The 12,565-nt window shown below is 39.8% G+C and carries 9 protein-coding genes and 1 other annotated feature (1 of these 10 only partly in view); of the genes, 3 read left to right on the top strand and 6 right to left on the bottom strand.

The genetic code is table 11. The features are described 5' to 3' along the window. Positions 1–190: a binding site (T-box leader), on the top strand; it begins 35 nt to the left of the window's first position. A 75-nt stretch (positions 191–265) separates the two neighbouring features. Further along, positions 266–1,615 carry an amino acid permease gene (locus C6Y07_RS10205; protein ID WP_106156654.1) on the top strand — a complete coding sequence of 450 codons (1,350 nt, stop codon included), beginning with the start codon at positions 266–268 and terminating at the stop codon, positions 1,613–1,615. Positions 1,616–1,824: 209 nt separating this feature from the next. Here C6Y07_RS10205 and C6Y07_RS10210 read toward each other — a convergent pair whose 3' ends face one another. The 6 genes from C6Y07_RS10210 to C6Y07_RS10235 form a co-directional block, all read right to left on the bottom strand. Beyond that, complete coding sequence (locus C6Y07_RS10210) at positions 1,825–3,240, bottom strand: HAMP domain-containing sensor histidine kinase (RefSeq protein WP_106156655.1); 1,416 nt, start codon at positions 3,238–3,240, stop codon at positions 1,825–1,827. After that, the gene (locus C6Y07_RS10215; protein ID WP_060597374.1) at positions 3,237–3,923 is read right to left on the bottom strand and encodes a response regulator transcription factor; all 687 of its coding nucleotides are present in this window, start codon (positions 3,921–3,923) and stop codon (positions 3,237–3,239) included. The genes C6Y07_RS10210 and C6Y07_RS10215 overlap by 4 nt, the downstream gene beginning before the upstream one ends. Further along, positions 3,920–4,903: a YncE family protein gene (locus tag C6Y07_RS10220; RefSeq protein ID WP_106072073.1), complete on the bottom strand. Its 984-nt coding sequence runs from the start codon at positions 4,901–4,903 to the stop codon at positions 3,920–3,922. The genes C6Y07_RS10215 and C6Y07_RS10220 overlap by 4 nt, the downstream gene beginning before the upstream one ends. A gap of 277 nt (positions 4,904–5,180) precedes the next feature. After that, entirely contained in the window at positions 5,181–6,515 is a 1,335-nt protein-coding gene (locus C6Y07_RS10225) for an MFS transporter (protein ID WP_106072074.1), read from the bottom strand. A 40-nt stretch (positions 6,516–6,555) separates the two neighbouring features. Further along, on the bottom strand, positions 6,556–7,128 hold the full coding sequence (locus C6Y07_RS10230) for a TetR/AcrR family transcriptional regulator (protein WP_060597371.1): 573 nt from the start codon (positions 7,126–7,128) through the stop codon (positions 6,556–6,558). Between the two features lie 90 nt (positions 7,129–7,218). Further along, the gene (locus tag C6Y07_RS10235) at positions 7,219–9,750 is read right to left on the bottom strand and encodes a PEP/pyruvate-binding domain-containing protein (RefSeq protein ID WP_106156657.1); all 2,532 of its coding nucleotides are present in this window, start codon (positions 9,748–9,750) and stop codon (positions 7,219–7,221) included. A gap of 284 nt (positions 9,751–10,034) precedes the next feature. On the opposite strand from C6Y07_RS10235, the gene C6Y07_RS10245 reads away from it, so the two are divergent. Together C6Y07_RS10245 and uvrB are read left to right on the top strand one after the other, a co-directional pair. Continuing rightward, the gene (locus C6Y07_RS10245) at positions 10,035–10,280 is read left to right on the top strand and encodes a CsbA family protein (protein ID WP_012011392.1); all 246 of its coding nucleotides are present in this window, start codon (positions 10,035–10,037) and stop codon (positions 10,278–10,280) included. A 295-nt stretch (positions 10,281–10,575) separates the two neighbouring features. Beyond that, complete coding sequence (gene uvrB / locus C6Y07_RS10250) at positions 10,576–12,561, top strand: excinuclease ABC subunit UvrB (protein WP_034660110.1); 1,986 nt, start codon at positions 10,576–10,578, stop codon at positions 12,559–12,561. Positions 12,562–12,565 lie beyond the last annotated feature (4 nt).

The following is a 12,565-nucleotide window of genomic DNA, read 5'->3' on the forward strand; positions in this document are numbered from 1 at the left end:
CCGTTTTCTAAGAGAGCTGCGGGGTGGTGCAACGCAGTAAAACGAATCATTGAACTCGCTCAAGGAGCGGCAAGACTGAATGAATAGTAAGTCTTTACGTGTGACCTACGTTATCGGGTTTCAAGTTGGATTCAGCTATGTCTGAATCAATAAGAGTGGTAACGCGGTTGCAAGGTCAGTCGTCTCTTCAAGGAGATGACTGGCCTTTTTATATGCTTTTATCTTATATTTGTCTGAAGATTCAAATTTAAAGGAGCTATAGAAAATGGAAAAGGAACATGTGCAGTTAAAACGAACAATGACGTCAAGGCATATCATGATGCTCGCACTTGGCGGTGCCATCGGTGCTGGTCTGTTTAAAGGAAGCAGTTCTGCCATTGATATCGCGGGTCCTGCTGTCATTTTGGCATATATGATTGGTGGTCTTATTTTATTATTTATTATGCAAGGACTTGCCGAAATGACGGTTGCACGACCTGGCGCTAGAACATTTCGTGATTTAATTGAACCTGTGTTAGGCAAATACCCCGCCTATTTCTTAGACTGGATCTATTGGAAAATGTGGGTGCTGAACATTGCAGCAGAAGCGATCGTGTCTGCAATCTTTATTCAGTACTGGTTCCCGCAAGTACCAATATGGACACTTGTGTTAATCATTTCACTTGTTGTGACATTGATCAATGTTTGTTCAGTCAAAATGTTTGCTGAGACAGAATACTGGTTAGCCTCTATAAAAATTGCTGTCATTCTTTTATTTATTATCATTGGGTTAACGATGCTGTTTGTCTCATTCGGACAGCATGCAGCACCGGGATTATCCAACTTAACCGACCACGGGGGATTTTTCACGAATGGAACGGGCGGCTTAATTGCCGCAATGCTGGTGGTCGTGTATTCATATGGGGGAACTGAAATGATTGGGGTCACATTAGCAGAAACAAAAAACCCTGAAAAAGTCATCCCAAAGGCCATTCAAAGTACATTTGTACGAATCATCGGTTTTTATGTACTTCCGTTCTTCATCATCGTCAGCTTGATTCCTTGGAATCAAGTAAACAATGAGCAAGTGAGTCCATTCGTCACGGTGTTTGCAACGATTGGTGTGCCATATGCAAGTGATATCATGAACGGGATTATTTTACTAGCGATCTTGTCTTCTATGAACTCTGGTCTGTATGCTTCTTCAAGGGTACTATTTACACAGGCGATGGATGGCCGTGTATGGAAGGGTTTTTCTAAGCTGTCGAAACAGCAGGTGCCAGTCAGAGCGATTCTAGTATGTACATCTACTTTGTATGCAGCCGTATTAATCTCTCTTTTTGTAGGAAGTCAAACCTTTAATTATTTAATGGGATCTTTAAGCTACACAGTCTTATTCATCTGGTTTATTATTGCTGTCGGGCATCTAAAGTCTCGAAGCGTAACAGCACCAGGAGGATATCGCGTCAAGCTGTATCCTTTCACGACATGGTTTTCTGTCATTGCGATCATTGCCATTTTTATTGGCGTAGTATCAACAACTCCGATCGTCCAAACCTTGGTCACAATGGGTATCTATCTCATCATCACTCTTTCTTTCTTCATCAATAGAAAGCGGTTTGAAACAGTTGTTTAATTTAAAAGCGTGCAGGACTTTTGAAGAAGGTCTGGCACGCTTTTTTAATAGTTTTATTGTTTGAACTGAAGCAATCGACTCTCCTTTTGAAAGGAATTGATGCATAAAAGTAGATGATCAAAAAGGGGCTGAAAATAGCTGTTCGAATTTAGACGACTGATGCACATATATGGATCAAGCGAATGACCCTACCTATAAAATCTAATTTGTTATATCAAAGGCAGGTCTTCATCGATCGGAGTATTTGGCAGCTGAATGATGGCTGTCGTACTGCATCCTGGCTCAGATTGAATATCGAACGTGCCATGATGTTTTTTCATGATTTGATAGACAATGGCTAGTCCAAGACCGGAGCCGCCATCTTTTCTCGTACGTGCCTTATTTACTCGGTAAAATCGCTCAGAAACATGTGGAAGGTCTTCTTTTGGAATGCCGTTGCCCTCATCTGTCACTCTCAATTCAGCCATATGCTGGTGAACTAGTAATTCAATCGAGATCGATTTTCCAGAGGGAGTGTAATGAATGGCATTGTCCAGTAAATTACGAACCACTTGTTGCAGCCGATCGCTATCGCCATACACAATACAATCCTCATCAAGTGTTCGTTTCAGATAAATGCCTTTTTGATTAGCGATAAATGCCATTTGATCAAGAACGTCATGAATCAGCTGTGCAAAGACAATTGGCTCCATCGTTAGTGGATAAGAATCACCTTCTAGCTGCGCAAGGTCTAAAAGATCGTGCACAAGCCGGCTTAAACGTGCGGCCTCATCCTGGATGATGTGCATTCCTTTTTTTTGATCAATGATCCCTTCTTCAATTCCTTCAGCATATCCTTTCATATAACTTAGCGGAGTCCGAAGTTCGTGAGAGACATTCGCAAGAAATTCCCTGCGGTGCTGCTCAACTTTTTCAAGGGTAGAAGACAGTTTGTTAAAGGAGCGGCTCAGCTGGTTTAACTCATCTCCGTTTTTGGTCACAGCCATACGTTTTGAAAAATCACCAGATTCCATTTCCATAGCAATTTCTTTCATTTGATTAATTGTCCGCACGACTTTATTGGAGCTTTTATATCCGATAAAGAAAATCAGGAGCAGGATCAATAAAATGGATATGCCAAGTGTCAATCTGATTTGGACAAAGGGTTCATACACATCCGATAAGGGCATGGATAGAAAAATTGTCCCCGATAGCTCATCTTTGCTTGAGAAAACAGGGATAGCGATGCCAAGAATATCTTGATGAAACTGTGAGTGTTCTCTAATCAGCACGACGGTTTCCCCTTGAAGGAGCTTTTGGCGTTCCTTGAACGTAATGAGATTATCATTTGTGTTCGTATCAAAAGGAATACCACTTGAAAGCTCCATTGGGTCATCTGTAAAAATAATGTTCGCCTGACTTGAGTCGTTTGCCCATTTTATTCTATCGGTAAAATACGTATCTTTCCCGTGTTTATGATAGATTTGTGCCAACTTTTTACCTTGTAAACTTAAGGAATCGATCTGTTTATCAATATATAAGTGCTGGTATAAGTAATAGGTAAGGGCAAGAGCTGAGGCAGCAACGATTCCGGTCACTACAAGGATTAAGAAGAGCACTTTCTTTTTAATCGATAAAGGCTTCATTCTTCCTCCTCAAACTTATAGCCGACACCCCAAACGGTTTTAATATGCCGTTCCGCTCCCTTTAATTTCAGTCGCAGCGTTTTGATATGTGTATCGACTGTTCGTAAAGAGCCGCTCGTGGAATGTGATTCCCACAATTTTTGATAGAGCTGTTCTCGTGAAAACACTTGGCCTTGATTGAGTAAAAGAAACATGAGTAAATCGAATTCTCTTCTAGTTAAATTAATGGGCTCCTGATGGATATAGACTTGTCTGCCATCCTGATCAATCTCCATGTCACCAATCTGTATTCGGCTGCGCTTTAGCGAAAGACCTCTAATTCGTCTCAAGGTTGTTTCAATTCTTGCTGCAAGCTCACGTAGACTGAAAGGCTTCATGATGTAGTCATCCGCACCAATTTCTAGACCTCTAATTCGATCCTCCTCATAACTTCTAGCTGTTAAGAATAAAATGGGGATTTGAGATGTTTGCCGAATACGCTGACAGACTTCAAATCCATCCATATCAGGCATCATGATATCCAGTACAACAAGGTCAACGGGTTCTTTTTCAAGCTGACGTAAGGCATCCATTCCATTATTAGCTGTGATGATGTGAAAGCCTTGTCTCTTTAAAAAGGATCCGATTAACTCAAGCATATCGAACTCATCGTCTACGATTAAAATATGCATTTGTTCTTTCATTTCTTTTCCTCCAACACGATAGCATAAGGTCCTGATGGGACATTCAGTCGATTTTTCATCATGAATGTATGTTTATCGATAATTGATACTGAATTGTCATCTAAGTTACTCACATATATTGATGTGGTATCAGCGGTGATATAATTCGGGTTTTGACCAGTTTCAACAGAAGCAAGCTGCTTATTTGTCTCTGTATCTACTTTGTACAGAGTATGATCTCCATGACAAAGTACATATAAAGTAGAAGAATTTTTCTCTGAAAAGAATGCAACGGGCATAACGCCTAGTTTCATTTCTCGCTGCTTTTTACCTGTTTTTGGGTCGTAAGAAAAAATGCTTTTATTTAAGGTACCTTGTTTACCGTGTCCACCGACCCAAATGGACTTTCCATCAAAATGAATACCAGAAGGCCGTTCAAGTACAGAGAACGTACGTATATGTTTTTGCTTCTCAATATCTATGACGGAGACAGTATGACTTTCTGCATTTAAAACAAATAAAGTACCTGAAGAAGAAAGTGTCATAGAAGAAGGTAACTTTCCGGTCTTCACAGTTGCTTTTATTTTTTTACGCTGCGTATCAATAAAATAAACGACATTTTTCTGTGTATCCGCTGCAATTAAGGTGTGAGAAGCTGCATCATATGTAAGAGAAGTCAGCCCTTTATTCACATCCATATAATCTGTTGCTGTACCTTTTTTTAAATTAATTTCGATAAGCGATTCTCGTTCTTTACTTGTTGCAATGATGACGTCTTTGTTGATTTGGATAAGGTCAGTGAGCGGATGTTTTAAATCAACGGAAGAGATCATTTTATTCTTTTGTAAATCAACTATTGAAAAGGAAGCTTTTTTTAATTGAGAGATGACCGCGATCGATTGAGAGCTGCCAGGTGGATTAAATTGCTGGTCTTTGCCACAGCCTGACAGGAATAATATTAGAGCTGATAAACAGATCAAAACATATTTTGCACGTTCCATTCTTCCGCTCCTTTGCGTCCTATATTTTCAAAAAGCATACCACAAAAATTGTGAAAAAAAATCGAAGTTATCAGTACTGGAAGAGATGAAAAACAGCTTTTAGGTGGGTGAACGGGGACAATTTCGATCGGAAGTTCCTTTTTTGTCTAGTCATATGGCTTTTTTTCATCTTTAAAAAAGGATTTTCAATATTTGATTACTGTACCCGCTCTAGCTTACAGTGATACAAATGATGAAAACTCCCCCGCTCTAAATCAACATAGAGCGCAGGGAGTCATTAGGCGGAATGCCCCGATGATGGAGAGGTGGAACTTGTTTTGACGCGTTGAGATAAAAGGAAACCAAGGATTCCTGCGCCCATTAATACAATAAATAAAGATTGGAAACCACTCATGATACCAATCAATGTCGATGAAATGATACTGCCAAAATATCGAAAGGTAGAGAAAATACCAGATGCCGAACCAGATAAGCTTTGATCAACAGCAGTTAAAGAAGCCATCTGCATACTGGTCATACCAATCCCTGATGAAATTCCACCTGCGATTAGTGTCACGATTAGCAGTGGTAAGGAGGGGTACTGACTCAGTGTAATTAACATGATGCCTGATAAAGTGAGGCAGAGAAATGAAAAGCGAATCATTTTTTTCGCGCCTTTTTTCGGATGAAGTCTAGCCCCTAGCAAACCGCTAAGAGACATACAAAGCGAAAATACCGATAGAATCATACCGCCTTGTGTATGAGAAAGGGCAAGTTGTTGTTCCATAAACAGCGGCATAATAAGAAGGATGGCGTACATGACAAAATTACTTAGCATGATCGACAGATTCGCATTTGTAAATGAACTGTTTTTAAATAGGGACAAATCGATGATCGGATTCTTTACTTTCCGTACATGTTTAAAGAATAAAGGAATCACAATCAATGCTAAAATGCCATAAATTAAATATTCATTTAGTAACTTGCTTTTTGTGCATAGAATGATTGTGGCAATTCCGATGGTTAAATACAATGAACCGATGATATCTACCCTTGCTTGTAAGCGTGTATGCTTTATGTTTGGAATGAGTAAAATACCGGTGACAAGTGTAAGAAACAGAAATGGGATATTCACTAAGAATATGGAATGCCAGTCAAAACTCTGAATGAGAATCGATCCAATAAAAGGTCCAAGTGCGGCACCAATACCAGCACCAAATCCAAAGTAACCCATTGTTTTAGACAGTTTTTCGGGTGATACTGTTGCACGAATCAATGCAATGCTATTCGGTGTTAAAATAGCCCCGCCAGCTGCTTGAATGGATCGAAAGATGATGAGAAATGCTAGATTAGGTGCTAAAGCACAGCCAATCGAGCCGATTAAAAAGAGTGTTACTCCGGTTAAATACATGCGGCGGTGTCCGTATATATCTCCTAACTTACCAGCGATAGGCTGAGTGACCGCCATGACAATAAGATAAATCGTGACAACCCAAGTAATGTTTGAAATGGATTGATCATAATAAGTTGATATGGATGATAGAGCGACTGCGATCATCGTTGAGTTGACCGGAACTAGTATAGCTCCAAGTAACAAAGAATAGATGATCAAGCTCTCTTTTTGTAACCTCAATGTGTATACCACCTTTTGTAAAAAAGAAGAATTCCACCCTTTAAGCGGGAGAAATTCCTCTCATGAAAATGTGTGTGTATGTCTCAATAAAATCATCTTTTTGTGTTAAAACGAGTTGAAAGTCTTGCTCTAGCTGCTGAATAAAAAAACCGAAATACGTACTAATGAAAATGTCTGCATAAATGTCTTCTTTTCCTTTTAAGACATGATGCTGAGCACTCATCTTTTTGAAATATTGTATCAGCATTTCCCTTAGTTCTTGAGGATAAATTTTTTCATGACTGGTCAAATCTTTAAACATAGCCGGTTCTCGCATGCTGATATAAATAAATTCTTTTTTTGAAGTTAAATCTTCAAGGAAATAGGAACCGAGAAACTTTAAATCGGTGTATAAATCGCCTTTAAATTCTGCTTCTAAGGTTTTCGTCGGTGTTGATTTCATTTTCATAATGGCAGCAATGACGCCGCGTTTGTTTTTAAAGTTGCGAAAAATAGTCGCTTCACTGACATTCGCTTTTGTGGCTATTTCTTTGGTTGTGGTTTTTTGATAGCCCTTTTCAGTTAATAAATCCATTGTTGCGCGAATGATTCGTTGATTTGTAGATTTTAACAAGCATACTCACCTCAGGTTATGAATGTGTTTGCAACAAAGTAAGTATACCGATAAAACCTATGACCGCCAATATGACCCAAAACGATAAAGTTAGACACGTGCATGCTGTTTTAATATCTGAATGCGTCCATTGCTACCATCTACTGTCACAAGGTCACCGGATTGAAGTGTTTCAGTCGCTATTCGGGTACCTAGGACAGCTGGCATCATATACTCTCTAGCGATAATAGCTGAATGAGACAAAATGCCTCCAGCATCGGTTATGACTGCTTTTGCATCTCTAAATAAGCTCGTCCATAAAGGTGTGGTTGTTTTGCAAACTAAAATATCATCCTTTTGAAATTGTGAGAATTCCTCAGCACATGTAATGACTTTTACTCTTCCAGAAACAATACCGCTAGATGCGCCAATTCCATAGATCATATCGTTTGTGTTATTTTCATTTTCTCTTAATGAACCGAGCATTTTTTCCACTTGGTGTAATTCAGCTTCAGTTGGGGTGCCCATATAAGCTGGTGGTTGAATGTCTTCATTTTCTTTCATTTCGATTTTTCTTTGTGCAATGACCGTATCGAATGTTGTAGACGTTGTGAGCGCTGTGTGTACCTCCTCATCGTAGAGATACCATAGATCTTCTTGATGAGGAATCGCTCCTTTTTGTACAAGAAGTTCGCCAATTTTTAATAGATATACTCTGGCTTTAGCATCTAACATGGCATCAATGTAGAAGTGATGATCATCACGGATATTAGCGGCCTGTAGGGCAAATTGATAAAGTGTCTCAAATTTTGTTTTAAACGCTTCATCCTTCACTTGGCTCATAAAATGTTCATATGTCTCTTGTCTTTTGATGACGGCTTGTGCAAATTCTTCATCAAAATCACATTGGTATTGAATGTTGTTTCTGATGATATCTAGTATAAACTCAGGGTTTTCCACCCATGTTTCTTCCGTAAGGTCATGACTTTTAACAGATCGCCAGCCATAGACTTGAAGAAACTCCTCTAATTCCAAAATGAAGTGTCTGCCTTTTTCCGAGTGATTGAGTGCATCAAGCAGCTCTGGGTTCTTTTCATGCTTCATAAATGCTTGATGAAGTTCAGGATCTTGAAGGACACTCTTTGCAAAATCAGAAAGCTTCTTGTCTGTTTCAAGAGATTTGTTCATCACGCCTATCAACATCTCATGCAGCAGGACCACTTGTGTTTGATCACCAGTATATGTCACAAGCATGTCTTCGATCATAGCCGATAGAATAACTTGTGGTATGACAATATCAAAATGATCATCGTAGGCTTGTATATAAAAAGCCTTTAATTCTTCGAAGCCGATGATGGCTTCTTTAATGGTCATAGGTTCCTTCATTTGGTGATCGAGTTTTTCGTAAAAGGGAAAGAAATTTTTCTCTAAAATCTCATACATACGTTCACTTAAATGCGGAAATAACTCAAATATGCGCTCATCAATAACTGGAGCAGCTTCTGCACTCGCTTCAGGCAGTGACGGTGCTGAGTACAGGTGGCCTCTATAAAGCTTGATATTTTTAATATTCAGATCAGGTACTTGATATTTTTCACCATTTTTCTTCATTCCGCTTTTTAATGCTGGGATGATCAGACTTGAAAAGAGAGGACTCGTTGGCCCAGGCATATGATCGTCCATTGAGATCCAGAAATCCTGCAGCTCATCTGGCTGCATTTGAAAAGAAGTACCCGCTGTTTCATCTGCTGCTTTTGAGAGGGCTGCGGTAATCGGCCTGGCTTGAAGTAAATAAAATGTGCCATTTGCTATTCCAAATTCGATATCGACGCTATGTCCATAAAGTGCTTCTACTTGTTTGGTGATTTGCGTGATTTCTACTAATTCGTCATCATTCAGGCAATATTGCCCAGCCATTTCCTCCGTTACTGACTGTTCAATGACACCTTCTTGATAAGGAATAATTTGCAGCTCTTTCGTTCCAAGTGATTTTTCAATAGAAAGTGTCTCTTTGTCTACAATAAATGTGTCTGGTGTCACAAGCCCGGAGACGATTGCTTCTCCTAGTCCGTAGCTTGCTGTCAGCATCATTTCATTTGTTTTTCCCGATACGGGATTCTCACTAAAGATGACTCCGGAGACGTCAGAATGGATCAATCCTTGAACGACAACAGCCATGAGCGGCATCTCTTCCTCGTTTTCATCCATCTCTTCCTTATATTCTGTCACTCTCGCTGCAAAATAAGAAGACCAGCATTCTTTGACAGCCTGTAAGAATTCTTCATTTGTTTTGATATTTAAATAGGTCTCGTACTGTCCTGCAAATGAGGCGCCTTCGAGATCTTCAGCAACAGAAGAGGATCGAACTGCAACTGAGGGATAAGTCTTCCGCAATGATTGAAAGGACGAAAGGAGTTCTGCTTCCATTTGAGAAGGAAACGATGCTTCTTTGATTTTGTTAGCAAGGTTTTGTTCAGTTGGATGCAGGTTGTGATATGAAAGAAAGCTTGAAAAGCTGTTGGTTTTGATAATAAATCCATCTGGGACTGGCAGTCCGTGATTGTTTAATTTAATTAAATTCAGGCCTTTTGCCCCTGCGAGTGCTGCGGATTCTTCAGCCGCATGAAATAAAACTGAATACATGGGAATGCCCCCTTATCCAAATAGCCAATGATTTGTATGTCTCTCTATAGTTTTTAAAATGATAGTGCGCACTATCATTTTAATCATAGGATGTATTGGATGTTACTGTCAAAGACGGAAAGACCTATCTTTACAAAGGGGACATTCTCACTAATTTCCTTCTATATCTATAACAAAAGTCTCCGAACAGAAAGAAAAATAGGTGAAATTGAAAACTGTGAATTGTTCAATATGCCAATCTTTACTATAATCAAGGAAGTAGACCAAGAAGAGGGAGGGTTTTTGTGATTACAAAAGCCATATTTGCACTTGTTTTTCCTTTCCTGCTCGTTATTTTATTTTCAAAGGTTACTTATAATCATTATGTGGGCATTGCATTAACAGCAGCGCTTTTATTTGCCTCGTACATGAAGGGCTATACAGAAACCTACTTTATTGTGGGATTAGATATAATTTCTTTAGTAGCTGGGGCATTATATATGGCTAAAAAAGAAATTGAAAAAAGAGAAAAGGCTGAAAAACATCATTGATGTCATCATCAAGAGCGTGCTAGGCCGAAAGGTGACGTTTTTTAAGCTGTGCTTACGAATTCTAGTGAGTGCAGCTTTCTTTTTGTGCTCTTTTTCTGCTCATCGAATATCTCTCACCAAAATGTTCCATACTGAAAGGAAGGTTTTCGTAAGAGGGTTATTTGCCATTGAAGAGAGGGTATGACTGTATTGGAAATAAAAATCAAGCAAGAGCCGAACTTTAGTTCGTATTTTTGTGTTCTTTTATGATAATATATTCATTAGATAGATTTCGTAACGAAACGGAGGCTTTGATGTGAGTGACCGCTTTGAATTAGTTTCTAACTATCAGCCCCAAGGAGATCAGCCGAAGGCGATTGAAAAGCTTGTTGAGGGGATCCATCAGGGGAAACAGCATCAAACGCTGTTAGGTGCTACAGGTACGGGAAAGACCTTTACTGTATCCAACCTGATCAAAGAAGTGAACAAACCGACACTTGTCATTGCGCATAACAAGACACTTGCCGGTCAGCTATACAGCGAGTTCAAGGAATTCTTTCCGAATAATGCTGTCGAATATTTTGTGAGTTACTATGATTATTACCAGCCAGAGGCGTATGTGCCTCAGACTGATACATTTATTGAAAAGGATGCCAGCATCAATGATGAGATTGATAAGCTGAGACACTCCGCTACTTCCTCGTTATTTGAGCGGAGAGATGTCATCATCATTGCCAGTGTGTCCTGTATTTATGGCTTAGGTTCGCCAGAAGAATACCGAGAGCTTGTGCTGTCTTTACGTACTGAAATGGAGATTGAACGCAATCAGCTTCTTCGTAAGCTGGTGGACATTCAGTATTCTCGTAATGATATAGATTTTCAGCGCGGAACCTTCAGAGTACGAGGAGACGTCGTTGAAATTTTTCCTGCTTCACGTGATGAGCATTGTATCAGAGTGGAGTTTTTCGGTGATGAAATTGAACGTATTCGTGAAGTGGATGCACTGACTGGAGAAATACTCGGTGATCGTGAACATGTGGCTATTTTCCCAGCATCTCACTTCGTCACAAGAGAAGAAAAAATGGAAAAAGCAATTATTAATATTGAACAAGAGCTTGAGGAGCAGCTCGAAAAGCTTCGAGATAATGGAAAATTGCTAGAAGCGCAGCGCCTTGAGCAGCGGACAAGATATGACCTTGAGATGATGAGAGAAATGGGCTTTTGTTCAGGAATCGAGAACTACTCAAGGCATCTGACCTTGCGCCCTCCTGGTTCAACACCTTACACATTGCTTGATTATTTCCCAGATGATTTTATGATTGTTGTCGATGAGTCACACGTGACGATCCCGCAAATCCGCGCGATGTACAACGGGGACCAAGCAAGAAAGCAAGTGTTGGTTGATCACGGATTCCGTCTGCCTTCAGCACTTGATAACAGACCGCTCACCTTTGATGAGTTTGAAAAGCATATCAACCATATTGTGCATGTATCTGCCACTCCTGGTCCTTATGAGCTTGAGAAAACCCCAGAGGTTGTGGAACAAATTATTCGTCCAACAGGTTTACTTGATCCAATCATTGAAGTGCGTCCGATTGAAGGTCAAATTGATGACTTAATTGGAGAAATTCATGCTCGGATTGAGAAAAATGAGCGTGTGCTCGTGACTACGCTGACGAAGAAAATGTCTGAGGATCTCACAGATTACTTAAAAGAGATCGGAATCAAGGTCAATTATCTGCATTCAGAAATTAAAACCCTTGAGCGGATTGAGATTATTCGAGATTTACGTCTCGGAAAATATGATGTGCTTGTGGGAATCAACCTTCTTCGTGAAGGACTGGATATTCCAGAGGTGTCGCTCGTGACGATTTTAGATGCGGATAAAGAAGGCTTTTTACGCTCTGAAAGATCCCTCATCCAGACGATTGGCCGTGCAGCGAGAAATTCAGAAGGCCGGGTCATTATGTATGCAGATAAAATGACCAAATCAATGGATATTGCGATTCAAGAAACGAAGCGCAGACGAGAGCAGCAAGAGGCGTATAATGAGAAATTTGGGATTACTCCGCAAACCATCCATAAGAAAATCAGAGATGCCATTAAGGCAACAAAGATACATGAGGAATCGGAAGAATATGAAACAAATGCAGCACCAAAGCTGTCAAAAATGAGCAAAAAAGAACGAGAAAAAGTGATCGAAAAGGTCGAGATGGAAATGAAAGATGCAGCAAAAGCGCTTGATTTTGAAAAAGCAGCAGAATTAAGAGATCTATTGCTAGAGCTAAAAGCGGAAGGATGATTGC

Origin of the sequence: Bacillus sp. LNXM12-1 (assembly GCF_003004375.1) — a bacterium.
In the GTDB taxonomy this organism is placed as follows: Bacteria; Bacillota; Bacilli; order Bacillales; family Bacillaceae; genus Bacillus.